Genomic DNA, 24,376 nt, shown 5'->3' with positions numbered 1-24,376 from the left:
TCTTCTTGACGCAGAGGGGACAGCGCTGGGATTTTGGGCCTGCCCGCTGCGATTCCCGCCGCGCAAAGCCCGATATGCTTGTAGGACGACGGACCCGAGACATTCCGCCGCCCCCATGACCTCCCCTCAGACCCCAGAAGCCGCGAGCACGCCGGCCCCGCCCTCCATCGGCACGCTGCGCCAGCGCTATGGCGAACGCTACCGCTGGTACCTGCTGCTGTCGGTGATGGTGGGGACGATGGCGTCGATCATGTCCTCGACCATCGTCAACGTGGCGATCCCGGGCATGAGCCACCACTTCTCGCTCGGCCAGGAACGCGCGCAGTGGGTGAGCTCGGGCTTCATGGTGGCGATGACGGTGTCGATGCTCACCACGCCGTGGCTGCTGTCGCGCTACGGCTACCGCCGCACCTACGTGGGCACGATGGTCCTGCTGCTGGTGGGCGGCATCGTGGGCGGCGTGGCCAACGATTTCTCGCTGGTGCTGTTCGCGCGCGTGGCCGAGGGGCTGGCCGCGGGCGTGGTGCAGCCCATTCCGGCCATCATCATCCTGCGCGCTTTCGAGCCGCACGAGCAGGGCCGCGCGAGCGGCATCTTCGGCATGGGCGTGGTGCTGGCGCCGGCCATCGGGCCGAGCATCGGCGGCGTGCTGGTCGATCTGTTCGGCTGGCGCTCGATCTTCTTCATGGTGGTGCCGTTCTGCCTCGCGTCGCTGTGGCTGGCCTACAAGTTCGTGCCCAAGACCGCGCCCGGCGGCGTGGCAGCCGCGCGCGGCGACGGCCTCGACGCACGCGGACTGGCGCTGGGCACGGTCGGCACGCTGTGCCTGCTCAACGGCCTTGTGGCGCTGCGCGGCGATTCGCCGCTGCAGGCGGCGCTGCTGCTGGCAGGCGCGCTGGCATCGTTCGGCGTCTTCGTGTGGTGGCAGCGGCGGCTGGCGGCCTCGGGCGGCACGCCGCTGATGAACCTTGCGCTCTTCCGCTACCGGCAGTTCGCGATGGGGAGCGTGGTGGCCTTCATCTACGGCACGGCGCTCTTCGGCTCGACCTACCTGCTGCCGGTGTACATGCAGGTGGGGCTGCACCTGTCGGCCTCGCACGTGGGCACCATCCTGCTGCCGGCGGGCGTCGTGCTGGCGCTCACCATCGCGGGCGTGGGCCGGCTGGCCGACAAGCACCCGACCTGGGTGCTGGTGACCATCGGGCTCGCGCTGCTGGCGGCCTCGTTCGCGCTGATGATGGTGCTGCGGCTCGACAGCGCGCTGTGGCTGCTGGTGGCGTTCGCGATCATCGGGCGCATCGGGCTGGGCTTCATCCTGCCCTCGCTCAACCTGGGCTCGATGCGGCCGCTGGCCAAGCCGCTGATCCCGCAGGGCGCGAGCGCGATCAACTTCGTGCGCATGCTCGGCGGCGCGGCGGGCGTGAGCCTGTGCGCCATCGTGCTGGAGTGGCGCCTCGCGGCGCACGGCGATTCGCTGGCCAACCCGATGACCAGCCCGGCGCGGCTCGCGGCCTTCGACGAGGTCTTCGCGATGCTCGCCGGCCTTTGCGCGCTGGCCATCTGCGCGGCGTGGCAGTTGCGCCGCACGCCACAACAAGGGTAAGCACCAAGTAGCACGAAAGCACCCATCATCTCTAATTGTGAGAATTTGTTAAATCAGCTGGGATGGGTGTTACATGCAACGCAGAAGTTTTATCGCCTCGACGGCGGTGGCCGCCGCCGGGCTCGCTCGGCTCTCCTCCGTGCAAGCCGCCGAAACGGGGGTGAGCGACGGTGAAGTCGTGCTCGGCAGTTCGGCCGTCCTGAGCGGTCCGCTCGGATCGCAGATCAAGGTCGTGCACAACGGCGCCGCGCTGGCGTTCGATGCCGTCAACGAACAGGGCGGCGTGAACGGGCGCAAGATCAAGATGGTGGCGCTGGACGACGAACTGAAGGCCGACAAGGCGCTGGAAAACTACACCAAGCTGCTGAACGACCATCGCGTGTTCGCCTTCTTCGGCTGCGTGGGCTCGGGCACCACGGCCGCCGCCGCCAAGCTGCTGCAGCAGAGCGGCGCACCGAGCGTGGGCGGCTACGGGGTGGGCGACAGCGCGCGCGAACGCGTCGCGGGCTCGGCCTACTTCGTGCGCGCCAGCAACGCCCGTGAAGCGCAGGCCCTGGTCGAGCACCTGGCGACCATCGGCGTGAACAAGATCGCGATCGCCCATCTCGACAACCCCGGCGGCGCCGAGGCGGTCAAGCTGATCGAGGCGGCCATGGTCCCCCACAAGCTGGTGCCGACGGCCAAGGTGGTCGCCAAGGGCGACGGCTCCGACGCCGCCGCAGCCGGCAAAGCGCTGGCAGACAGCCAGTCGCAGGCCATCCTGATGTACCTGGCCGGCACCGTGGCCGGCGAAGTGATCAAGGCCACCTACGCCGCCGGCAGCAAGCCGATGTTCTACGGCATGTCGATCGTGCCGGGCGAAGTCACGGCCAAGGTGGTGGCCCTGCAGGCAGGCGGCCTCGCGATCTCGCAAGTCATGCCCTATCCCTGGGGCGAGGTGGAGACCGTGACGCGCGACTATCGCCGGCTGGCGGAGCGGGCACAGGTGCCGGTGGGCTACGGCAGCTTCGAGGGCTACCTGAACGGGCTGGTGATGATCGAGGCGCTCAAGCGCACCGGCCGCGACCTGACGCGCGCCCGCCTGCATGCGACGCTGCGCGCGCTCAAGCTCCGCCTGGCCGGCATGGACATCGATTTCTCCACCGGCAACGCCACCGGCTCGCGCTTCATCGAAATGGTGCGGGTCACGCCCGAAGGCCGCTTCGTGCGCTGAACGGCGAACGGATCCGCCGTCCGGTCGGCCGGCACTCGCGCTCTAATAGCGCCATGTGCCAATTGCTAGGAATGAACTGCAACACGCCGACCGACGTGACCTTCAGCTTCACGGGGTTCGCGCAGCGCGGCGGCCGCACCGACCACCATGCCGACGGCTGGGGCATCGCGTTCTTCGAGGACCGCGGGCTGCGCCACTTCGTCGATCACCAGCCGGCGAGCGAATCGCCGGTGGCGGATCTGATCAGGCGCTACCCCATCCAGAGCCGCAACGTCATCGCCCACATCCGCAAGGCGACGCAGGGCGAGGTCAACCTGCAGAACTGCCACCCCTTCGTGCGCGAGCTGTGGGGGCGCTACTGGGTATTCGCCCACAACGGCGACCTGAAGGAGTTCCGCCCGCGCCTGCACGGCAACTTCCACCCGGTGGGCAACACCGACAGCGAGCATGCCTTCTGCTGGATCATGCAGGAGCTGGCCAAGTCGCACGCGGGCGTGCCGAGCATCGAGGAGCTGACGCTCACCCTGCGCGAACTGGCACCGCAACTGGCGGGCCACGGCACCTTCAACTTCATGCTGTCCAACGGGCAGGCGCTGTGGGCGCATGCCTCGACCAACCTCTGGTACGTGGAGCGCCGCCACCCCTTCGTGACGGCGCAGCTGTCGGACGAAGACCTGGAGATCGACTTCGCGCAGCACACCACGCCCAACGACCGCGTCGCCGTGGTCGTGACCGCGCCGCTCACCACCAACGAGACGTGGACGCAGTTCGCGCCGGGCGAACTGCAGGTGTTCGTGGACGGGCAGCGCGTCGGACGCTGAGGCCGAAGCCGCTCTTTAGCCCGACATTTTTTGGCGGCATTGCACGAAAGTATCGACGGGCGGGTTCATAAAAGTAAACAATAACGGTTCTCATTTGCAAACAGAACCGTTCATGCCCGCTTCCTTTTTCCATCTCCGGCCGACCGTGGCCGCAACGCTGCTCGCGCTGAACGCGGCAGCGGCCCTGGCCCAGCAGACCACCGCCACAGAACCCGCGGGGCCGGTGGTTTCCAGCGGCGGCACGCTCTCTACCGTGACCGTCGAAGCCAGCGCCGACGCCTCGGCCGAGGGTCTGACCAAGCCTTACGCCGGCGGACAGGTGTCCCGCGGCGGGCGCGTCGGCATCCTGGGCAACCAGGACATGATGAGCACGCCCTTCTCCAGCACCAACTACACCAACGAGCTGATCCAGGACCAGCAGGCCAAGAGCGTGGCCGACGTGCTGCTCAACGACCCCTCGGTGCGCCAGGCACGCGGCTTCGGCAACTTCCAGGAGCTCTACGTGGTGCGCGGCTTCCCGGTGTATTCCGACGACGTCGCCTACAACGGCCTGTACGGCATGCTGCCGCGCCAGTACATTGCCTCTGAATTCTTCGAGCGCGTGGAAGTCTTCCGCGGCGCCAACACCTTCCTGAACGGCGCAGCCCCCGGCGGCAGCGGCATCGGCGGCGCGATCAACCTGCTGCCCAAGCGCGCGCCCAACGAGCCGCTCACCCGCGTCGGCTTCGGCGTGCAGACCGGCGGACAGGGCTACGTCAATCTCGACCTGGCACGCCGCTTCGGCCCCGACGACAGCCTGGGCGTGCGCCTGAACGCCGTGCGCCGCGAAGGCGGCACCGGCGTGAAGAACGAGAGCCAGCAGCTCAGCGCCTTCAACGTCGGCCTCGACTGGCACAACCGCAACGTGCGACTGTCGGCCGACTTCGGCTATCAAGATTACGACCTGAAGGACGGCCGCCCGAGCCTGACGCCTTCGTCGACGCTGCCGATCCCGCGTGCACCCGACGCCCGCACCAACTTCGCCCAGCCCTGGACCTATTCGAAGGAAAAGGACAAGTTCGCCACCTTCCGCGGCGAAGTCGACATCACCGACAACATCACGGCCTGGGCCGCCGGCGGCGTGCGCCGGAGCGACGAGGACAACGTGCTGTCGAACCCCACGCTCGCCGACGCCTTCGGCAACACCAGCAACACGCGCTTCAGCAACACCCGCAAGGACCGCATCGGAACGGCCGAGATCGGCGTGCGCGGCAACTTCGCGACCGGCCCGGTGAAGCACACCGTGGTGATCTCGGCGGCCAAGTACAGCAACGACCGCGACAACGCCTACACGATCTCGCGCGGCACCATCCGCAACAACATCTACGCGCCCTACGCGTCGCCCTACCCCATCGCCAATTCCTTCACCGGCAACACGCTGGAAGACCCGCGCCTGACCGACCGGATCGACACCTCGAGCGTGGCCGTCGCCGACACCATGTCGTTCATGGACGACCGCCTGCTCGTCACGCTCGGCGCGCGCCGCCAGACCATCGAGCAGACCAGCTACGCCTACACCACGCTGAAGCAGTCGAGCACCTACGACAGGAGCAAGACCACGCCGGTGGCCGGCGTCGTGTTCAAGATCACGCCGACCGTCTCGGCCTACGCGAACTACATCGAAGGCCTCGTCAAGGGCAACGTGGCACCGGGTACGGTCAACGGCCTGCCCGTCACCAACGCGGGCGAGATCTTCGCGCCGTACCAGGCCAAGCAGAAGGAAATCGGCGTCAAGTACGACGGCGGCACGCTGGGCGCGAGCGCTGTGTTCTTCACGACCGACCAGCCCACCTACTACTACTCGGGCCAGACCTACGGCCTCTACGGCAAGCAGCGCAACCAGGGCCTGGAGCTGTCGGTGTTCGGCCAGCCCGCCAAGGGCCTGCGCCTGCTCGGCGGGCTGACGCTGCTGGACGCCAAGCAGAAGAACACGCAAGGCGGCGCCACCGACGGCCTGACAGCCATCGGCGTGGCCAGGCAGCAGGCCAACCTCGGCGCGGAGTGGGACGTGCCCGGCGTGCGCAACCTGTCGCTGAACGCCCGCGTGCTCTACACCTCGAAGCAGTACGCCAACGCCGCCAACACGCAGTCGGTGCCGTCGTGGACGCGCTTCGACGTGGGCGCGCGCTACCTGGTCGACCTGGGCAATGGCCGCCTGCTCACGCTGCGCGCGCGCATCGACAACCTGTTCAACAAGTCGTACTGGGCCTCGGTGGGCGGCACGCAGGGCAGCAACTACCTGGTGCTGGGTGCGCCGCGCACCTTCGCGGTGAGCGGCACGATCGACTTCTGATCGATCGCCGCGGCGCGCCGAGCAGCGGCCCTGCTAGCGCAGGGTCGCTTCGAGCGCGTCGATGAACATCGCCGGCACGTCGAAGCCGGTCTGCTCGGTGATCTCCTGGAAGCAGGTCGGGCTGGTCACGTTGATCTCGGTGACCGAGTCGCCGATCACGTCGAGCCCGATCAGCAGCAGCCCGCGCGGCGCCAGCGCGCGGCCCACGGTCTCGGCGATCTCGCGGTTGCGCGGCGTGAGCGGCTGGGCCACGCCCTTGCCGCCCGCCGCCAGGTTGCCGCGCACCTCCGTGCCCTGCGGAATGCGTGCCAGCACGAAGGGCGCGGGCTCGCCGGCGATGATGAGGATGCGCTTGTCGCCCTGCGAGATCTCGGGCACGAAGCGCTGCACCATGATGGTTTCAGCGCCCTCCTTGTTGAGCGTCTCGACGATGGAGCCGAGGTTCAGCGCGTCCTGCTTCACGCGGAAGATGCCCATGCCGCCCATGCCGTCGAGCGGCTTGAGGATGATGTCGCCGTGCTCCGCGTGGAAGTCGCGCACGGCCTGCGCGCTGCGCGTCACCAGCGTGGGCGTGGTGAACTGCGGAAACTCCATGATCGCGAGCTTTTCGGGGTGGTCGCGCAGCGCCCGCGGCTTGTTCACCACGTGCGCGCCCTCGCGCTCGGCCTGCTCCAGCAGGTGCGTGGCGTAGATGTATTCGGCGTCGAAGGGCGGGTCCTTGCGCATGAGCACGGCGTCGAAATCCTTCAGCGCCTTGGCCTCGGAGATGTCGACGCGGTACCAGTCCTTCGCGTCGCCGGTCAGCGTGATCTGCTGCACCGTGGCCGTGACCACGCCGCCCGACTTCCACTGGATGTCCTGCGGCAGGCAGGCGGCGATCCGGTAGCCGCGGCGCTGCGCCTCGCGCATCATCGAGAAGGTCGTGTCCTTGTAGATCTTGAAGTGATCGAGCGGATCGGCGACGAAGAGGATGTTTTTCATCAGGCGTTCTTTCTTGCGTTGCCGGGGCGCGGCGGCCATTGGCATGGGTATCGGGGCGCGATGTTGCCGGAAGCGGCGATGTCCTTGCCGACGGGGGCTTTTTTCTCCTCGGCCCGCCGCGGCCGGCCTGGACGCGCAGCGCGCATCCGGGCGATTGTGCCGGGCGCCCGACGGCACAGGATGGTCAACAATCTGCACCCGATAAAGTCAACCATCCGGCACGGGAATTGCGTGTCTCCACCTCCGACAACTCCCGGAGAACCTCGTGGACACATCCATTTCGCAGGGCGGCCCTGCGCTCGATCCCGCCGCCGTGGTCGACGAATTCCTGCGCCTGGTGATGATTCCGGACCCGCAGTCGGCCTCGCGCTTCACGGCGCCCGACATCCGCATCCGCTTCACCGGCAACCGCCCGATGCACGCGCCGGCCGACACCTCGGCCTTCAACGCCAGGCGCTACGCCTGGGTCAAGAAGAAGATCGAGCGCACCGAAACGGTGGCCGGCGGCACGCCCGAGGAAACGGTGGTCTACAGCCTCGGCACGCTCTACGGTGCGTGGCCCGACGGCACGGCCTTCGAGGGCAACCGGTACGTCGACCGCTACGTGGTGCGCCACGGCCTGATCGTGCAGATGGACGTGTGGAACGACAGCGCCGAATGGCTGCTGGTGCGCGCCGGCCTCGCCGCGCTGTGATGAGGCCACCCGAATGAGCACGCGCTGGCCCGACCGGCTCCCCACGCACGACCGCTTCGACTACCGGCCGATCACCCGGCGGCCCGACTACGCATGGCCGAACGGCGCGCGGCTGGCGGTGTACATCGGCTTCAATGTCGAGCATTTCGCCTTCGGCGACGGGCTGGGCGCATGCATCGGCCCGGCCTCGCCGCAGCCCGACGTGCTCAACCACGGCTGGCGCGAATACGGCAATCGCGTGGGCGCGTGGCACTGTCTCGAACTGTTCGATTCGCTCGCGCTGCCGACCGGGGCGCTCGTCAACACCGCGCTGTACGACCACTGCCCGGAGCTGGTCCAGGCGCTCGTGGCGCGCGGCGACGAACTGATCGGCCATGGCCACAGCAACGCCGAGCGCCAGGGCGTGCTCGACGAGGAACACGAGCGCGCGCTGCTGTTGCGCTGCCGCGAGCGGATGCTGCGCGAGAGCGGACAGGCGCCCGCGGGCTGGCTCTCGCCGTGGATCTCCGAAAGCGCCGTCACGCCCGACCTGCTGGCCGAGACCGGCTACGGCTACACGCTCAACTGGTGCCACGACGACCAGCCGCTGCGCATGCGCACGCGCGGCGGCGGATCGCTCTGGTCGGTGCCGTACCCGCAGGAGCTCAACGACATTCCGATGATCGTCGGCCGCCTGATGGACGCGAAGGATTTCAGCGCGATGGTGATCGACAACTTCGAGGAAATGCTCGATCAGTCGCGCGCGCAGCCGCTGGTGATGGGCGTGGCGCTGCATCCGTACATCGTGGGGCAGCCCTATCGGCTACGGCACCTGCGCACGGCGCTCGCACGGCTGGCGCAGGCGCGCGACCGGGGCGAGATCTGGTTCACCACGCCCGGTGCGATCGCCTCGCACGTGGCCGGGCTCGAGAAGGAGCGGCCGGGGGAATTCGACTGAGCCGCGCCCGGGCTCAGATCTCGATCTTCGACCCCAGCTCCACCACCGCGTTGTTCGGCAGCCCCAGGAAGGCGGCCGCACCGCTCGCGTTGTGGTGCATCTGCGCGAACAGCTTCTCGCGCCACGGCGCCATGCCGCTGCCCAGCGTGGGAATGACGACGTCGCGCGACAGGAAGTAGCTCGTCGTCATCTGCTCCAGCTGGCAGCCGCGCATGCGCGCGTTCTCGAGGGCGCGCGGCAGGTCGATGTCGTTCTTGAAGCCGTAGTGCACGATGATCTGCCAGCAGTGGTGGCCCAGCGCCTCGATCTCGATGCGCTTGTCCATCGGAATCCACGGCACCTCGTGGTTGCGCACGGTGACGAACATGTTCTGCTCGTGCAGCACCTTGTTGTGCTTCAGGTTGTGCAGCAGCGCGTTCGGCACCACGCCCGGCTCGGCCGTGAGGAACACCGCCGTGCCGTCGACGCGCGCGGGCGGGCTCACGAACACGGAATCGAGGAAGGACTTCAGGTCGATGGCGTCGGCATGCTGCGCCTCGCCCATCAGACGGCGGCCTTCCTTCCACGTGATCATCAACGTGAAGACGAAGCCGCCGATCAGCAGCGGGAACCAGCCGCCCTCGAAGAGCTTGAGCAGGTTCGACGCGAAGAACAGGAAGTCGACGACGAAGAAGAGCGCGGTGGAGCCGATGCACAGCGCCAGCGGCAGCTTCCACGCATAGCGGATCACGAAGAAGGTCAGCACCGTGGTGATCAGCATGTCGGTGGTCACCGCGATGCCGTAGGCCGCGGCCAGGCTGCTCGACGAGCGGAACATCACCACCGCCAGCACGATGGCCACGAACAGGCCCCAGTTGACCAGCGGAATGTATATCTGGCCGGCTGTGCGCACGCTGGTGTGCTCGATGTTCAGGCGCGGCAGGTAGCCCAGCTGGATGACCTGGCGCGTGACGCTGAAGGCGCCGGTGATGAGGGCCTGCGACGCGATCACGGTGGCGGCAGTGGCCAGCAGCACCAGCGGAATGAGCGCCCATTCGGGCGCCATCATGAAGAACGGGTTCTTCACCGCTTCGGGGTTCTCCAGCAGCAGCGCGCCCTGGCCGAAGTAGTTGAGCGTGAGCGCCGGCATCACCACCGAGAACCACGCGATGCGGATCGGGCTCTTGCCGAAGTGGCCGAGGTCGGCGTAGAGCGCCTCGGCTCCGGTCACGCACAGCACGGTCGCGCCCAGCAGGATGAAGCTGGTGCCGGGGTTGTCCCACATGAACTTCAGCGCGTAGAACGGGTTCAGCGCCTTCAGGATCTCGGGGTGGTGCAGGATCTGCGACACGCCCAGCACCGCGATCGCGAGGAACCAGGTCAGCGTGACCGGCCCGAAGAACTTGCCGATGCCCGCCGTGCCGCGCTTCTGCACCACGAAGAGGCAGAACAGCACGACCAGCGTGAGCGGAATGACGTAGTGCGTGAAGTGCGGCGACACCACCTCCAGGCCCTCGACCGCCGAGAGCACCGAGATGGCCGGGGTGATGACCCCGTCGCCGTAGAAGAGCGAGGTGCCGAAGATGCCGACCACCAGCAGCAGGTGGCGCAGCCTGGGCTTGTCGTGCACCGCGCGCGATGCCAGCGCCAGCATGGCGACCAGGCCGCCCTCGCCTTCGTTGTCGGCCCGCAGCACGAGCACGACGTACTTGATGGAAACGATGACGGTGAGCGTCCAGAAGAACATCGACAGGATGCCGTAGACGTTCTCGACAGTGAAAGGCACGTGGCCGTGGCCGAACACTTCCTTGACGGCGTACAGCACGCTGGTGCCGATGTCGCCATAGACGACGCCGATGGCGCCGACGATCAGGCCGGCTGAGAGATTTTTGGGGGCTGACACGAAGTCGATGGGAAAAGGGACAGGCTGCGATTCGACGCGTCAGGCACGCCGGGGGTGTGACAGATGTGAACTTTAGTCCACCTGCAGGACCTCCCGCCCTTTTGTTTCCTTTGCTGTGGGGCCGCTATTTTGCCGCCGGCTGCCATCGCCGCAAGCCGCCCTCGGGAATCACTCGTAGATTTCGGCGTCCGGATCGGTCGCTTCCATCTCGTAGCTGGCGGCCACCATGGCCAGCCGTCCGACCACCCCGTACATGTAGAAGCGGTTCGGCGCACTGGCGCCGGGCTTGGCTCCCGGCTGTGGCAAGTGCGCACTTTCAGAAAAGGCCAGCGGCACGAAGCTGGCGCCCGGCAGCTTCAGGTTCTCGTCGGCGGCGCGCTCGGCGTGCACCCGATAGAAGCCGCCGACCACGTAGCGGTCCATCATGTAGACCACCGGTTCGGCCACGCCGTTGTGCACGCGCTCGTTGGTGAGCACGCCTTCCTGGACGATCAGTTCGGTCGGCTCGCGCAGGTCGCGGCCGGCGGCGTTCCTGGCGGATGCCGTAGGAACGCTGGCGCCGGCGCCGCCGCGCGGCTTGCCGATCAGCGCCTCCACGTCCTTGGCGTCGCGCACCGTCACCACGCCGGGACTGCCGCTTCCGCTGTGGCCGCCCTTGACGACCACGAAGGGCTTCTCGTTGATGCCGTATTCCTTGTACTTGCGGCGCACCTTGGTCAGCACCGCGTCCACGTGGCTCGTGAGCACGTCGATGCCGCGGCCCTCGGCCACGTCGACGCCCTCGGCGCGCGCATAGATCGGATTGATGAGCCACGGGTCGATGCCCAGCAGCTTGCCGAAGCGCTTCGACAACTCCTCGTAGCTGTGCAGGTGGTTGCTCTTGCGGCGCACCGACCAGCCCGCGTGCAGCGGCGGCAGCAGGTATTGCTCGTGCAAATCCTCGAGGATGCCTGGAGTTCCTGCGGAAAGCTCGTTGTTGAGCAGAATTGTGCAGGGATCGAAGTTCTTGAGCCCCAGCCGGCGCTTGCTGCGCACGACGGGTTCGAGCGTCACGGTCTCGCCGTTGGGCAGTTCGATCTTCTTGGGCGACTTGATGGCCGGATCGATCGACCCGATGCGTACGTTGAGCCCCGCCATGTGGAAGATGCGCACCAGTTGCGCGACGTTGGCAAGGTAAAAGGTGTTTTTGGAGTGGTTTTCCGGAATGACGAGCAGGTTGCGCGCCTCCGGACAGATCTTCTCGATGGCCGCCTGAGCGGCCTGCACCGCCAGCGGCAGCATTTCCTTGGTGAGGTTGTTCCAGCCACCGGGAAAGAGGTTGGTATCGACCGGAGCCAGCTTGAAACCGGCGTTGCGGATGTCGACGGCGCTGTAGAACGGCGGGGTGTGCTCCATCCACTCGAGCCGGAACCAGCGCTCGATGGCGGGCATCGAGTCGAGCACCCGCTGCTCCAGTTCGTTGATCGGGCCGGTCAGGGCGGTGACTAGATGCGGAACCATGCAGCGGCCTTGTTGGTTTTGTGCTTAAAGGTGGAGTGGAATTGTAGGATTTGGGGCTGGTCGCCCCAATGACAAGGCCGCGCGCGGACGCATCGGACCGACCGCTTTCATCAGAGGTCCATCAGGTCCGGACTTCGCCCTGCCCCAGCACCACGTACTTGAGCGAGGTCAGTCCTTCGATGCCCACCGGGCCGCGCGCATGGAACTTGTCGGTGCTGATGCCGATTTCGGCACCCAGCCCGAACTCGAAGCCGTCCGCGAAGCGTGTGCTCGCATTGACCATCACACTGGCCGAATCGACCTCGCGCAGGAAGCGCTGCGCGTGCACGTGGTCGCGCGTGACGATGGCGTCAGTGTGGTGGCTCGAGTAGCGGTTGATGTGGGCGATGGCCTCGTCCACGCCGGCCACCACCTTGATGCTGATGACCGCGGCAAGGTATTCCTCCGACCAGTCCGACTCGACCGCGTCGACCACCTTGGCCTTCGGGTCGAGCGCCGCATCGGCACGCAGGATGGCCGCCGCCGCCGGATCGCAGCGCATTTCCACACCCTTGGCCGCGAAGATGGCGGCGATCTCGGGCAGGAAGTCCTCAGCCACCGCGGCCGACACCAGCAGGCCTTCGGCGGCATTGCAGGGGCTGTATTTCTGGGTCTTGGCGTTGTCGACGATGCGCAGCGCCATGTCGAACTCGGCGGAGTCGTCCACGTAGACGTGGCAGTTGCCGTCCAGGTGCTTGATGACTGGCACCTTGGCGTCGCGGCTGATGCGCTCGATCAGGCCCTTGCCGCCGCGCGGAATGATCACGTCGACGAATTCGGGCATGGCGATCAGCTGGCCGACGGCCTCGCGGTCGGTGGTCTGCACCAGTTGCACCGCCTCGATCGGCAAGCCGGCCTCGGCCAGCGCCTCGGACACCAGCAGCGCCAGCGCCTTGTTCGACTCGATGGCCTCCGAGCCGCCGCGCAGGATGGCGGCGTTGCCGCTCTTGATCGCCAGGCTCGCGGCCTCGATGGTCACGTTGGGCCGGCTCTCGTAGATCATGCCGAACACGCCGATCGGCACGCGCATCTGGCCCACGCGGATGCCGCTGGGCTGCTGCTTCATGCCGATGATCTCGCCGATCACGTCGGCCATGCCGGCGAGCTGCTCGCAGCCCTGGGCGACGGTCTCGATGACCTTGGGCGTGAGCTTGAGACGGTCGACCATCGGCGCCGAGAGGCCGGCGGCCGTGGCGCGCTCCAGGTCCTTCTGGTTGGCGACGGAGAGCACCGGGCCGGCCTCGCGCAGGCGGCGGGCCAGCGCCTTCAGCGCCTTGTTCTTGCTGGCCGCATCGGCACGCGCCATGAGGAATGCGGCGGTCTTGGCCTGCAGGCCGAGCGCCTGCATGTGTTCGTTTACGTTGAACGCGTTCATCCGCGTATTTTCCCACGCCATCCCCGGACCGGCTGGCGCAGGTCTTTTGGTGGCTGGAGCCGTCGTGATCGCCCCGGCCGCCCGGTCAGGCGCGCCGCGCGGCGCCGGCCGCACCGCCGCAGGCGCGGCACAGCATCAGCGCGAGCCGCTGCAGGGCCTGCCAGCCGCTGGCGGGCCAGTCGGGCTGCTTCAGTCCCTTCACGATGCCGTCCACCACGTGCGCGGCGCGCAGCAGGCGCGCCAGCATGCGGTCGTCCAGGCGCGGCAGCACGCGCTCGAAGGCGCGCTCGCGCGGCCCCCAGATGCGGTTCTCGCGCAGCGCCATCGGCAGCGGGCGGCCCGAGGCCATGGCGTCCTTCACGCGCTTGAGGGCGCGGATGTCCTCGGCGATCGTGTAATGCACCAGCACTTCGGCCTCGCCCTCGGCCTGCAGCCCGTCGAGCATGCGCGCCACGCGCTGCGGATTGCCGGCCAGCACGGCTTCGGAGAGCTTGAACACGTCGTAGCGCGCCACGTTGTTGACCGCGCCTTCCACCTGCTCCCAGCTCAGTTCGCCCGCCGGATGCAGCAGCGCGAGCTTCTGGATCTCCTGGTGCGCGGCCAGCAGGTTGCCCTCCACGCGGTCGGCAAAGAACTGCAGCGTGCGCTGGCCTTCGTCGCCGGGCATCACGCGCTGGCCCTGCTGGCCCAGGCGCTGCGCGATCCACTGCGGCAGCGCGTTGCGCTCGATGGGATCGACCTGGATGCTCGCGCCGTTGTTCTCCAGCGCCGAGAACCAGGCGCCGGTGCGCGTGGCCTTGTCCAGCCTGGGCAGCATCACCAGCGTGAGCGTGCTGTCGTTGCCGGCCGCGGACTCGGCCAGTTGCTGCAGGGCCGCGCTGCCGTCCTTGCCGGGCTTGCCCGAAGGAATGCGGATTTCGACCATCTGCTTGTCGGCGAACAGTGAAAGCGAGCCGCCGGCCGCAAGCACCGCGCTCCAGTCGAAGTGCGCGCCGGCCACGGTGTACGAACTGCGCTCGGTGTAGCCCTGCGCGCGCGCTGCCGCGCGGATGGCGTCGGCCGCCTCCTGCGCGAGCAGCGGCTCGTCGCCGTGGATCGTGTAGAGCGGCTTCAGGCCCTTCTGCAGATGGGCCGCGAGCTGTGCGCTGGCAAGTTGCATGGACGAGAAGGAGCCGCCTCAGATTTCCTTGACCGCCGCCAGCCGGCGCATCAGCTGCTGCGCAATGTCCGACTGCATGTCGCGGAACAGCAGGTCTGCCTCGCCTTCCTTGGCCAGCGCGTTGGTCTCGTTGAAGCTCAGGTCGCGCGTCTGCGAAACGTCGCCGGCCGTCAGCAAGTCCTTGCCGGCCGGTGTGCGCAGCCGGAAGCGCACCTTCAGCTGAAGCTGCAGCTCGCGCACCAGGCCGGCCGAATTGGTCGAGATCACGATGCGGTTGCGGTCCTCGCCCAGGATTTCCAGGATGACGTCCGCCTTGGACGCATCCTCCGGCGGCAGCACCGTCACCGATCCGGTCGCCCTCAGCTCGCGCCGGATCTGGTTGATCATGGCCGAGTTGCCCGACACCGACAGCGACTTGAACGCAAAGACGGGCGCCTCGCGCAGCTTGAAGCCGCAGCCGGCCAGGCCCAGCGAGGCACCGGCCGCCGTCAGGCCGAGAAGGAAGCCGCGGCGCGGCAGCGAGACATTGCGAGTGTTCATGCTTGCTTGGTTGATTGAGCCGTTCGTCCGGCGTTTCAGATGACCACGTTGACCAGACGGCCCGGAACCACGATCACCCGCTTGGCCGGCGCGCCCTCGGCGAACGCGACGAAGTCGTCGCAGGCCAGCGCGAGCTTCTCGATCTCGTCCTTCGAGGCGCCTGCCGGCACGCTGAGCTTGCCGCGCAGCTTGCCGTTGACCTGCAGCATGAGCTCGATCTCGTCCTGCACCAGCGCGCCCACGTCGACCGTGGGCCAGGGCGCGTCGAGCAGGCCGCCCAGGTCCTTGTCGTAGCCGAGCTCGTTCCAAAGCTGCTGCGCGATGTGCGGCGTGGCCGGGTACAGGCAGCGCAGCAGGATGCCGAAGCCCTCGCGCAGTGCGGCCAGGTCGCCCGGCGTCCCCTCGGACTTGAAGCCTTCCAGTGCGTTGAGCAGCTTCATCGCACCCGACACCACCGTGTTGTATTGCATGCGCTGGTAGTCGTAGTCGACCTGACGCAGCACCGTATGCACTTCACGGCGCAGCGCCTGCGCGCTCTTGCCATACACCGGCGGGCCGCTCAGCGAAACGGGCATCTCCGCCAGCGCCGCACCGAAGTTCCACACGCGGCGCAGGAAGCGGTAGCTGCCTTCGACGGCCGCGTCGTTCCACTCGAGCGTGGCCTCGGGCGGCGCGGTGAACATGGTGTACAGGCGCGCGGTGTCGGCGCCGTACTTCTCGATCAGGTCCTGCGGGTCGACGCCGTTGCGCTCGCTCTTGCCCATCTTGCCGACGCCGCCGTATTCGACCTTCGTGCCGTCGGCGGTAGTGCCGCCGACGATGCGGCCCTGGGCGTCGAGCACGGGCGTGACTTCGGAGGGCGGGAAGTAGTCCTTGCCGCCCTTCTCGTTGCGCGAATAGAAGATGTGGTTGAGCACCATGCCCTGCGTCAGCAGTTTGCTGAAGGGCTCGTCGGCCTTCACCAGGCCCAGGTCGCGCATCACCTTGGTCCAGAAGCGCGCGTACAGCAAGTGAAGAATGGCGTGCTCGATGCCGCCGATGTACTGGTCCATCGGCATCCAGTAGTCGGCGCCGCCGGCCACCATGGCTTCGTCGTTCTTCGGGTCGCAGTAGCGCATGAAGTACCACGACGAGTCGACGAAGGTGTCCATCGTGTCGGTCTCGCGACGCGCGGGCTTGCCGCACACGGGGCAGACCACGCCGGCATGGAAGCCTTCGTGCTTGTGCAGCGGGTTGCCCGAGCCGTCGGGCACGCAGTCGGTGGGCAGCACCACCGGCAGGTCCTTCTCGGGGACGGGCACCGCGCCGTGCTCTTCGCAATGGATGATCGGGATCGGCGTGCCCCAGTAGCGCTGGCGGCTCACGCCCCAGTCGCGCAGGCGCCAGGTGGTCTGCAACTCGCCCAGGCCCTTCTGGCCCAGCGCGTGCGCCACGGCGGCCACCGCCTCCTTGTAGCTCATGCCGCTGAAGTTGTCGGAGTTGATGGTCACGCCGCGCTGCTTGTCGGCGTACCAGTCCTGCCACTTGTGATAGTCGAAGTGCGGCTCGTCGTCGACCAGCACCACCTGGATGATCTCGATTCCGTACTTGTTGGCGAAGGCGAAGTCGCGCTCGTCGTGCGCGGGCACGCCCATCACGGCGCCGTCGCCGTAGCTGATCAGCACATAGTTGCCGACCCACACCGGCACCTGCTCCTCGGTGATGGGGTGCGTCACCGTCAGGCCGGTGGGCACGCCCTTCTTTTCCTGCGTGGCCAGCTCGGCCTCGGTGGTGCCGCCGCTCTTGCACTCCTCGATGAAGGCCGCAACCTTGGGGTCGAGCGTGGCGGCGTGCGCGGCCAGCGGATGCTCGGGCGCCACGGCGCAGAAGGTCACGCCCATGATGGTGTCGGCACGCGTGGTGAACACGTACATGCGGCCGTCCTGGATCAGCTTGCCGTCGGCGCCCTTGATGTCGTGCGTGAAGGCGAAGCGCACGCCCTCGCTCTTGCCGATCCAGTTCTCCTGCATCAGCTTGACGCGCTCGGGCCAGCCCGGCAGCTTGTGCTGGGTGTGCTCGAGCAGTTCCTCGGCGTAGTCGCTGATCTTCAGGTAGTAGCCGGGGATCTCGCGGCGCTCGACCGTCGCGCCGGTGCGCCAGCCCTTGCCGTCGATCACCTGCTCGTTGGCCAGCACGGTCTGGTCGACCGGGTCCCAGTTGACGACCTGGGTCTTGCGGTAGGCAATGCCCTTTTCGAGCATCTTCAGGAACAGCCACTGGTTCCACTTGTAGTAGCTGGGGTCGCAGGTGGCGATCTCGCGGCTCCAGTCGATGGCAAGGCCCATGGCCTGGAGCTGGCCCTTCATGTAGGCGATGTTCTCGTAGGTCCACTTGGCCGGCGGCACGCCGTTCTTCAGCGCCGCGTTCTCGGCCGGCAGGCCGAAGGCGTCCCAGCCCATGGGCATCAGCACGTTGTAGCCGCTCATGCGCAGGTAGCGCGTGAGCATGTCGTTGATCGTGTAGTTGCGCACGTGGCCCATGTGCAGCTTGCCGCTGGGGTACGGCAGCATCGAGCAGGCGTAGTACTTCTTGCGGCTCGCGTCCTCGGTGACGCGGTAGGCATCGGCGGCGCTCCATTGCGCCTGGGCAGCGGACTCGACGTCGCTGGGTTTGTAGCTGGGATTCATGGCGGTTCGGCAAGAGCCCGGCTCGGAGCGGCCGGGAACGCGGGATTATCGCGCCCGGGCGAAGCCCCGGCCCGCAGACTCTAGACTCGGGGCACGTAACCTGCGTGTTGCGCGGGTAACGCCTGCCGCCCGGCAGGCTTTCCGCGCCCCCTCGAGCACCATGAAACTGCGCCTCAAACACCTCGCCCTGGCCCTCGCGGCCGCCGCCGGCCTTGCCGCCACCTCCGCCTGGGCCCAGCAGAACGACAAGCCCCTGCGCATCGTCGTGCCCTTCGCCACCGGCGGCGCACAGGACGTCATCGCCCGCTACCTGGGCGCCAAGCTCACCGACAAGCTCGGCCAGCCGGTCATCATCGACAACAAGGCCGGCGCTGGCGGCATCGTGGCCGCCGATGCGGTGGCCAAGGCGACCGACGGGGCCACGGTGCTGCTGGCCACGGGCGGTGCGGTAACCATCGCGCCCCACCTCCAGGCCAAGCTGCCCTACGACCCGGTCCACGAGCTGGTGCCGGTCGCCCTGGTGGCCGACACCCCCATGACGCTCTCGGTGCGCACCGAAAGCCCCTACAAGACGGTGGCCGACGTGCTGCGCGACGCCAAGGCCAAGCCCGGCCAAGTGACCTACGCCTCGACCGGCAACGGCACCGTCTCGCACCTGACCGGTGCGCTGCTGGCGCAGGCCAGCGGCGTGAACCTGCTGCATGTGCCCTACCGCGGCGCCGCGCCGGCCCTCACCGACCTGCTGGGCGGCCAGGTGGCGACCATCGTGACCAGCGTGGCCTCGATCGAGCCCATGGTCGCCAGCGGCAAGGCCCGCGTGCTGGGTACCTTCTCGCGCGCCGCGCTGCCCAGCATGGGCTCCGCCCCGACCATCGGCGAGGCGACGGGCCTGCCGGGTATGGAAGTGCCGGTCTGGGTCGGCGTGATGGCCCCGGCGCGCATGCCGGCGGCGAGCATCGAGAAGCTGTCGGCGGCGCTGGTCGAGGTGTGCAACCTGCCGGAGACGAAGCAGCGCTTCGCCCAACTGGGCGCGGTCAACACCTGCGGCGGGCCTGCAGCGCTCGGCAAGGTCGTGACCGAGGACAGCCAGCGTTGGGCCAAGGTGATCAAACAGGGCGGAATCAAGGTTGACTGAGGCCGCTGCAGGCAAGAAGTACAGCGTCGGCATCGCGGGCGCCGGAGCGATCGCGCTGGCCAGCGCGGCATGGCTGCGGCGGGCGGGCCATGGCGTCACGATCTGGTCGCCGGGCGGCCGGGGCGCGGATGCACTGCGCACGCAGCCGCTGGAGGCCGGCGGCATCGAGTCGTTTTCGGTGAGCGTCGAGGTCGCCGACGACGCAGCCGCGCTCTGCGCCGCCTCCGAGGTGCTGCTGATCGCCCTGCCCGTCAACGGCCACAGGCGCGTGATGGACGCGCTGCTGCCTTTCCTGCGCGATGGCCAGACAGTGATCGTCAGCTCGATGGCCTCGCTGTCGTCGCTCTACCTGCATGAAGCTACGGTGCGCGCCGGAGTGCAGCTCACCGTCGCCAGCTTCGGCACCACCGTGCTGACGGCGCGCCGCGACTCCGCCACGCAGGTCCGCGTGATGACGCGGCGCAAGGCGGTCGGCGTCTCCGCGCTGCCCGGCGCCCGGATCGACGAAGCTGTCGCGCTGTGCACCGATCTCTTCGGCGAAGGTTTCTCGGCGCAGGGCAGCGCGCTCGCCAGCGCCCTGGCAAACGTCAACCCGCAGTCGCACGGACCGCTCGCGGTCTTCAACTGGACGCGCATCGAGCGCGCCGAGAACTGGCCGCAGTACCACTGCATGACGCCCGGCGTGTCGCGCGCGATCGAGGCGCTCGATGCCGAGCGCCGCGCCGTGGCGGCTGCCTTCGGCATCGAACTCGGCCCCATCGAGGCGCACTTCGCGCGCTCCTTCGGCACCACCTCCGAAAAGCTCGCCGACATCGCCGCCGAGCTGCACGCCAAGCGCGGCGGTCCGCCCGGCCCCACGCAGACGGACACGCGCTACCTGAGCGAGGACATGCCCTACGGCCTGGCCTTCGTCGAGGCGCTGGGGGCCATCGCCGGCGTGCCCACGCCCGCAACGCGGACCATCGTGGACGCGGCCTCGCTGGTCAACGGCATCGACTACCGCCGCGAGAACGACCTCGTCGGGCCGCTGGGCCTGGCGGACGAGACCGTCGCCGGCCTGCTCGGGCGCCTATGAGGCCTCGGAGGCGTCGGTCTCGGGGAACACGGGCTCCCCGAGGTTGAGCATCAGCCGGTTGGCCCAGGCGAAGATGGCCACCGAGTGGATCAGGTCGAGGATCTCCAGCTCGCCCAGCCCCACGTCCTTGAGCTTGCGCACGTCGTCGGCCGAGACCTTGTCGGGCTCGGCGCCAAGGCGGATCGAGAACTCGACGATGGCCTTCTCGCGTTCCGTGGTGCCGGCGCCCTCGGGCTGCTCGAACACCTGCGAGATCACGTCGTTGCGCTTGGCCAGCTGCTCGAAGCGCTGGGCGTGCACCGAGGCACAGTACACGCAGCCGTTGACGCGCGACTCCACCGTGGCGCCCAGCTCGCGCTCGGCGCGCGGCATGCCGCCCGGCGCGAACATGATCGCGTTGAAGGCGATGGAGCGCTGCAGCAATATCTCGGGCTGGTGCGCCAGCACCAGGAAATACGGCGAGGTGCGCGCCTGCGGGCTCATCTCGTCCAGTGCCGCGAGCTGCTCGGGCGTGGCGGTGTCGACGTCCACCGTGTCGAGCCACGGCTTCCACTTGAGCACTTCGTTGGTGAAGCCCTTGATGCGGATCGGCGCGCTCATACCGTCACCTCCAGCGCCGCCAACGCCTTCAGCCCCGCGGCGACGCGGATCTGGTACGACAGAAAAGCGATCAGCTGGCTCATCGCCACGACGGCCGGCGTGGACAGGCCGCTTTCGGCCAGCGACTGCACGGCGGCCTTGTCGCCCTCGATGGGGCGCTCGATCAGCTTGCCGGTGAAGGCCAGCATGGCCTGCAGGCGCGCGTCGGCCACGGGCTTGCCGGCATCGACCGCCGCGACCACGGTCGCATCGGCGCCTTCGGCCACGAGCCGGTCGCGATAGTGCTCGGCCAGGCTGTCGGCCTTCGAGACGCGGCAGGCATGCAGCGCCACGAACAGCCGTTCGGTCACCGAAATGCCTTCGACGGAGGGGGAAAACATCGCGTCGTAGCTGCCCTGCGTCGCGGCGAGCACCTTCTCGCGCTGGCGGCGCAGCGCCCAGGTGGGCTGGTCCGGCGCCAGGGGGACGACGGCATCGATCACATCGGTAGTGCTTGTCATGGTTCGGTTTCTTCTCAATTTCTTTCTTTGGGCGGCAGCGCGGGCGTCCATTCGTCCCCGAAAAGCTCTGGCTCCGCGAACTCCTGGAGGTAGGCCCAGTGCTGGTCGAAGTCCTCGCGGTAGAACAGGCTGGCGATACCGCCGGCCAGCCGCCTGGCGCCGTCGCTGATGGCCGGGATGTCGCCCGAAACCGTGCCGTGCGAGAGCGCCGCCGGATAGCAGAAGCAGTGGATGCGCGCGAGCCCCGGGCATTCGCCGGGCGAGCGCTCCTTGAATTCGAAGGCGGGGCCGAGGTCGGGGGAGTCGGTCAGTTCCTGGTCTTCGTCGCCGGGGGCGGGCGTGAAGCGGTCCTTCCAGGTGCGCACGTGGGGCGCGATGGCGGCGAACTCGGGGCGGTTCGGCCAGTCGACCTTGAAGCCGGTGGAGACGATCAGGAAGTCGAATTCGAAATCGCCCCTGGGCGTGCTCACCACCATCCCCTCGCCCTTCGATTCGACCGACAGCACCGGGCAGCCGAAGTTGAAGAAGGCATTGGGATGGCGCGACACCCGCAGCGTGCTGCCGTGCGGCGGCGGCACGTTCAGCACGTTGATGTAGTGGCGGATGCGCCACTTGAGCTCGTCGGGCAGGTCGTAGTGCCCCTGCGTGAGGCCGGGCACGCCCGCGCCCTTGCCCTTGTTGACGCGCGGCAGGTCGGGGCGGCGGATCAGCAGCTCGACGCTGTGGGCGCCGGCCTCCAGCGCGGTGGCGGCGCTGTCCATGGCCGAGGAGCCCGCGCCGATCACGCCCACGCGCAGGCCCTTGAGCTTGCCGTAGTCCATCTCGTCGGAGGAATGGGCCCATTTCGAGCGCGGCAGTGCGTTCACGAAGGCCGGCACCGCCGGGCCGCCGAGGCCGTCGCGCCCGGTGGCCAGTACCAGGCGGCGCGCCAGCACGCTGCTGCGTTCGCCCTCGCTGGAGCGCAGTTCGAGGCGCACGCCGGTCGCGTCGGGCAGGGGGTGGATGGCTGTCACCGCCATGCCGTTGCGCACGTCCACGTTCATCACACGGCGGTACCAGACGAGGTAGTCCATCCACTGCAGGCGCGGGATCTTGTCCATCGCGGTCCACGCCTCCAGCCCGAACTGGGCCTCGAACCAGGCGCGGAAGGTGAGCGCGGGCAGGCCCAGCGCGGGACCGGTGAGTTCCTTGGGCGAGCGCAGCGTCTCCATGCGGGCCGTGGTGGCCCAGGGGCCTTCGCTGCCGGCGGGCGAGCGGTCGAAGATCACGGCGCGGATGCCCAGCTGCGCCAGCGCCACCGAAGCGGCCAGCCCGGCCTGCCCACCGCCGACGATGGCCACGTCGATCATGGTTTCGCCGCCAGCGGCCTGCCGCGGCGGCATCCAGCTGCGGGCGGGCCAGCCGAGGTAGGCGAGGTCCTGGGCGAGCCGGGCCTCGAGCGCGGCCAGGGATGAAGATGGGGGAACGGGATCTGGAATCGTCATTTTGAAAACCGGAAACGGCGTCCAGTGTAGAAAGCTTCGCGAAGCCCCACGCCCTGCTGCGCCGCCCCGCATGGCCGCGTCACCGGTTCCACCGGCCCCACTGGCCCGGATTTCGCATGCCACAATGATTTCAGACCACAGGGACCGGCATGGCCAGCAGCAAAACCGACGGCAGCAACAGCGAATGGTGGCGCGGCGCGGTGATCTACCAGATCTACCCGCGCAGCTTCATGGACAGCAACGGCGACGGCATCGGCGACCTGCCGGGCATCACGTCCCGGCTGGAGCACGTGGCCAGCCTCGGTGTCGATGCCATCTGGGTCTCGCCCTTCTTCCGCTCGCCGATGAAGGACTTCGGCTACGACGTGTCCGACTACCGCGCGGTCGATCCGCTTTTCGGCACGCTGGCCGACTTCGACGCCATGCTGGCGCGGATGCACGAGCTGGGCCTGAAGCTCATCATCGACCAGGTGCTCTCGCACACCTCCGACCAGCACGCCTGGTTCGCCGAAAGCCGGTCTTCGCGCGACAACCCAAAGGCCGACTGGTACGTGTGGGCCGACCCCCGGCCCGACGGCACGCCGCCGAACAACTGGCTGTCGGTCTTCGGCGGGCCGGCCTGGCAGTGGGACTCGCGCCGGCGCCAGTACTACCTGCACAGCTTCCTGGCCGAGCAGCCCGACCTGAACTTCCACTGCCCCGAAGTGCAGGAGGCGCTGCTGGGCGAGGTGCGCTTCTGGTGCGAGCGCGGGGTGGACGGCTTCCGCTTCGACGCCTGCAACCACCAGTTCCACGACGCGCTGCTGCGCGACAACCCGCCGGCCACGCTGGCTTCCATCGACGAGGTCAGCACGGTGCGCGCAGACAACCCGTACGCGATGCAGCAGCACCTGTACGACAAGAGCCAGCACGAGAACCTGGCATTCCTCGAAGGGCTGCGCCGGCTGCTCGACGAGTACGGCGCGGTGGCGCTGGGCGAAGTCGGCGACGAGAACGCGCCGCCAGTCATGGCCCAGTACACCGAGCTCGGCAAGCGCCTGCACCTGGCCTACAGCTTCAGCCTGCTGACGGCCGACCACAGCCCCGCGCACCTGCGCCACCAGGTCGAGGCGCTCGACAGCGCGCTCGCGCACACGAGCGGCTGGGGCTGCTGGGCGGTGTCGAACCACGACGTGCCGCGCGTCGCCACGCGCTGGAGCGGTGGCGGCGCGCCCGACACGCGCCGCGACCGGCTCTGGCTCGCGCTGCTGCTCTCGCTGCGCGGCAGCGCCAGCATCTACCAGGGCGAGGAACTGGGCCTGCCCGAAGCCGAGGTGCCCTTCGAACTGCTGCAGGACCCGTACGGCCGCGCCTTCTGGCCCGAGTTCAAGGGCCGCGACGGCTGCCGCACGCCCATGCCGTGGACGCCTGAAGCCCCCCACGGCGGCTTCACCACCGGCACGCCCTGGCTGCCGGTGTACGGCCCGCACCTGCCGCTGGCCATCGAGCGCCAGGCCACCGACCCCGACTCGATGCTCGCCTTCAGCCGCACCCTGCTGCACTGGCGACGCACCCAGCCGCTGCTGCGCACCGGCGGCATCCGTTTCTTCGACACGCCGGCGCCGCAGCTGCTGCACTTCGAGAGGCACGGCGACGGCACTTCGTCGCTGCAGGCGATCTTCAACTTCGGCAGCGAGCCCGTGTCGATGCCGCTGCCGGACGGCCTTGCGCCTCTTGTCGGACAGCCGCTGGCGGCGACCTCCGTCATGCACACCTCAGACGGAAAGCGCATGCTGCAACTGGCGCCCTATGGCGTCTTCTTCGGCGCGCCTGCCGGGGAAGGTTGAAGCCGAGCCCCGAC

At 68.3% G+C, this 24,376-nt stretch carries 19 protein-coding genes; 9 read left to right on the top strand and 10 right to left on the bottom strand.

What is annotated here, in order from left to right; genetic code table 11:
* The first annotated feature begins 115 nt into the window (after nt 1–115).
* The 4 genes from ACHMXA_RS06405 (at nt 116) to ACHMXA_RS06390 (ending at nt 5,969) form a co-directional block, all read left to right on the top strand.
* Nucleotides 116–1,603 carry a DHA2 family efflux MFS transporter permease subunit gene (locus ACHMXA_RS06405; protein ID WP_395319425.1) on the top strand — a complete coding sequence of 496 codons (1,488 nt, stop codon included), beginning with the start codon at nt 116–118 and terminating at the stop codon, nt 1,601–1,603.
* Between the two features lie 73 nt (nt 1,604–1,676).
* Nucleotides 1,677–2,816, top strand: a complete 1,140-nt coding sequence (locus tag ACHMXA_RS06400) for an ABC transporter substrate-binding protein (protein WP_395319423.1) — start codon at nt 1,677–1,679, stop codon at nt 2,814–2,816.
* A gap of 53 nt (nt 2,817–2,869) precedes the next feature.
* The gene (locus ACHMXA_RS06395) at nt 2,870–3,637 is read left to right on the top strand and encodes a class II glutamine amidotransferase (protein WP_093203832.1); all 768 of its coding nucleotides are present in this window, start codon (nt 2,870–2,872) and stop codon (nt 3,635–3,637) included.
* Between the two features lie 112 nt (nt 3,638–3,749).
* On the top strand, nt 3,750–5,969 hold the full coding sequence (locus ACHMXA_RS06390) for a TonB-dependent receptor (RefSeq protein WP_395319420.1): 2,220 nt from the start codon (nt 3,750–3,752) through the stop codon (nt 5,967–5,969).
* Between the two features lie 33 nt (nt 5,970–6,002).
* Here ACHMXA_RS06390 and gshB read toward each other — a convergent pair whose 3' ends face one another.
* Entirely contained in the window at nt 6,003–6,950 is a 948-nt protein-coding gene (gene gshB / locus ACHMXA_RS06385; protein ID WP_395319418.1) for a glutathione synthase, read from the bottom strand.
* 265 nt (nt 6,951–7,215) lie between these two features.
* On the opposite strand from gshB, the gene ACHMXA_RS06380 reads away from it, so the two are divergent.
* Nucleotides 7,216–7,644, top strand: a complete 429-nt coding sequence (locus ACHMXA_RS06380) for a nuclear transport factor 2 family protein (RefSeq protein ID WP_395319416.1) — start codon at nt 7,216–7,218, stop codon at nt 7,642–7,644.
* Nucleotides 7,645–7,657: 13 nt separating this feature from the next.
* Nucleotides 7,658–8,581: a polysaccharide deacetylase family protein gene (locus ACHMXA_RS06375; RefSeq protein ID WP_395319414.1), complete on the top strand. Its 924-nt coding sequence runs from the start codon at nt 7,658–7,660 to the stop codon at nt 8,579–8,581.
* 13 nt (nt 8,582–8,594) lie between these two features.
* Here ACHMXA_RS06375 and ACHMXA_RS06370 read toward each other — a convergent pair whose 3' ends face one another.
* The 6 genes from ACHMXA_RS06370 to leuS all read right to left on the bottom strand — a co-directional run bounded on the left by ACHMXA_RS06370 (nt 8,595) and on the right by leuS (nt 17,742).
* Nucleotides 8,595–10,463, bottom strand: a complete 1,869-nt coding sequence (locus ACHMXA_RS06370; RefSeq protein ID WP_176665960.1) for a potassium transporter Kup — start codon at nt 10,461–10,463, stop codon at nt 8,595–8,597.
* A gap of 168 nt (nt 10,464–10,631) precedes the next feature.
* Entirely contained in the window at nt 10,632–11,963 is a 1,332-nt protein-coding gene (gene gshA / locus ACHMXA_RS06365) for a glutamate--cysteine ligase (protein ID WP_395319412.1), read from the bottom strand.
* Between the two features lie 121 nt (nt 11,964–12,084).
* Entirely contained in the window at nt 12,085–13,377 is a 1,293-nt protein-coding gene (locus ACHMXA_RS06360; RefSeq protein WP_395319410.1) for a glutamate-5-semialdehyde dehydrogenase, read from the bottom strand.
* An 85-nt stretch (nt 13,378–13,462) separates the two neighbouring features.
* Entirely contained in the window at nt 13,463–14,536 is a 1,074-nt protein-coding gene (holA, locus tag ACHMXA_RS06355; RefSeq protein ID WP_395319408.1) for a DNA polymerase III subunit delta, read from the bottom strand.
* Nucleotides 14,537–14,554: 18 nt separating this feature from the next.
* Nucleotides 14,555–15,076: an LPS assembly lipoprotein LptE gene (gene lptE, locus ACHMXA_RS06350; protein WP_395319406.1), complete on the bottom strand. Its 522-nt coding sequence runs from the start codon at nt 15,074–15,076 to the stop codon at nt 14,555–14,557.
* A gap of 35 nt (nt 15,077–15,111) precedes the next feature.
* Complete coding sequence (gene leuS / locus ACHMXA_RS06345; protein WP_395319404.1) at nt 15,112–17,742, bottom strand: leucine--tRNA ligase; 2,631 nt, start codon at nt 17,740–17,742, stop codon at nt 15,112–15,114.
* Nucleotides 17,743–17,902: 160 nt separating this feature from the next.
* Between leuS and ACHMXA_RS06340 the strand changes: the two genes are divergently transcribed.
* Both ACHMXA_RS06340 and ACHMXA_RS06335 read left to right on the top strand, forming a co-directional pair.
* Entirely contained in the window at nt 17,903–18,877 is a 975-nt protein-coding gene (locus tag ACHMXA_RS06340; protein WP_395319402.1) for a Bug family tripartite tricarboxylate transporter substrate binding protein, read from the top strand.
* Nucleotides 18,870–19,952 (top strand): NAD/NADP octopine/nopaline dehydrogenase family protein, encoded by a 1,083-nt coding sequence (locus ACHMXA_RS06335; protein ID WP_395319400.1) that lies wholly within the window; start codon nt 18,870–18,872, stop codon nt 19,950–19,952. Before ACHMXA_RS06340 ends, ACHMXA_RS06335 begins: the two co-directional genes overlap by 8 nt.
* On the opposite strand, the gene ACHMXA_RS06330 is transcribed toward ACHMXA_RS06335, so the two are convergent.
* Genes ACHMXA_RS06330 through ACHMXA_RS06320 form a run of 3 tightly spaced genes read right to left on the bottom strand, consistent with a single transcriptional unit; the run spans nt 19,947 to nt 22,536 of the window.
* The gene (locus tag ACHMXA_RS06330) at nt 19,947–20,552 is read right to left on the bottom strand and encodes a peroxidase-related enzyme (protein WP_395319398.1); all 606 of its coding nucleotides are present in this window, start codon (nt 20,550–20,552) and stop codon (nt 19,947–19,949) included. The two genes, ACHMXA_RS06335 and ACHMXA_RS06330, sit on opposite strands and share 6 nt — an antisense overlap.
* Nucleotides 20,549–21,052: a CMD domain-containing protein gene (locus ACHMXA_RS06325; RefSeq protein ID WP_395319396.1), complete on the bottom strand. Its 504-nt coding sequence runs from the start codon at nt 21,050–21,052 to the stop codon at nt 20,549–20,551. The genes ACHMXA_RS06330 and ACHMXA_RS06325 overlap by 4 nt, the downstream gene beginning before the upstream one ends.
* A 14-nt stretch (nt 21,053–21,066) precedes the next feature.
* Nucleotides 21,067–22,536 (bottom strand): NAD(P)-binding domain-containing protein, encoded by a 1,470-nt coding sequence (locus tag ACHMXA_RS06320; RefSeq protein ID WP_395319394.1) that lies wholly within the window; start codon nt 22,534–22,536, stop codon nt 21,067–21,069.
* Nucleotides 22,537–22,685: 149 nt separating this feature from the next.
* Between ACHMXA_RS06320 and ACHMXA_RS06315 the strand changes: the two genes are divergently transcribed.
* On the top strand, nt 22,686–24,362 hold the full coding sequence (locus tag ACHMXA_RS06315) for an alpha-amylase family glycosyl hydrolase (protein WP_395319392.1): 1,677 nt from the start codon (nt 22,686–22,688) through the stop codon (nt 24,360–24,362).
* Nucleotides 24,363–24,376: the final 14 nt, after the last annotated feature.

Origin of the sequence: Variovorax sp. UC74_104 (genome assembly GCF_044055375.1) — a bacterium.
Lineage (GTDB): Bacteria > Pseudomonadota > Gammaproteobacteria > Burkholderiales > Burkholderiaceae_C > Variovorax.
This window is presented reverse-complemented; position numbering and strand designations above follow the sequence as displayed.

Coding starts and splice junctions, on each gene's coding strand:
- ACHMXA_RS06405 (WP_395319425.1), top strand. CDS start 116: ATGACCTCCCCTCAGACCCCAGAAGCCGCGAGCACGCCGGCCCCGCCC.
- ACHMXA_RS06400 (WP_395319423.1), top strand. CDS start 1,677: ATGCAACGCAGAAGTTTTATCGCCTCGACGGCGGTGGCCGCCGCCGGG.
- ACHMXA_RS06395 (WP_093203832.1), top strand. CDS start 2,870: ATGTGCCAATTGCTAGGAATGAACTGCAACACGCCGACCGACGTGACC.
- ACHMXA_RS06390 (WP_395319420.1), top strand. CDS start 3,750: ATGCCCGCTTCCTTTTTCCATCTCCGGCCGACCGTGGCCGCAACGCTG.
- gshB (WP_395319418.1), bottom strand. CDS start 6,950: ATGAAAAACATCCTCTTCGTCGCCGATCCGCTCGATCACTTCAAGATC.
- ACHMXA_RS06375 (WP_395319414.1), top strand. CDS start 7,658: ATGAGCACGCGCTGGCCCGACCGGCTCCCCACGCACGACCGCTTCGAC.
- gshA (WP_395319412.1), bottom strand. CDS start 11,963: ATGGTTCCGCATCTAGTCACCGCCCTGACCGGCCCGATCAACGAACTG.
- ACHMXA_RS06360 (WP_395319410.1), bottom strand. CDS start 13,377: ATGAACGCGTTCAACGTAAACGAACACATGCAGGCGCTCGGCCTGCAG.
- holA (WP_395319408.1), bottom strand. CDS start 14,536: ATGCAACTTGCCAGCGCACAGCTCGCGGCCCATCTGCAGAAGGGCCTG.
- lptE (WP_395319406.1), bottom strand. CDS start 15,076: ATGAACACTCGCAATGTCTCGCTGCCGCGCCGCGGCTTCCTTCTCGGC.
- leuS (WP_395319404.1), bottom strand. CDS start 17,742: ATGAATCCCAGCTACAAACCCAGCGACGTCGAGTCCGCTGCCCAGGCG.
- ACHMXA_RS06340 (WP_395319402.1), top strand. CDS start 17,903: ATGAAACTGCGCCTCAAACACCTCGCCCTGGCCCTCGCGGCCGCCGCC.
- ACHMXA_RS06330 (WP_395319398.1), bottom strand. CDS start 20,552: ATGAGCGCGCCGATCCGCATCAAGGGCTTCACCAACGAAGTGCTCAAG.
- ACHMXA_RS06325 (WP_395319396.1), bottom strand. CDS start 21,052: ATGACAAGCACTACCGATGTGATCGATGCCGTCGTCCCCCTGGCGCCG.
- ACHMXA_RS06320 (WP_395319394.1), bottom strand. CDS start 22,536: ATGACGATTCCAGATCCCGTTCCCCCATCTTCATCCCTGGCCGCGCTC.
- ACHMXA_RS06315 (WP_395319392.1), top strand. CDS start 22,686: ATGGCCAGCAGCAAAACCGACGGCAGCAACAGCGAATGGTGGCGCGGC.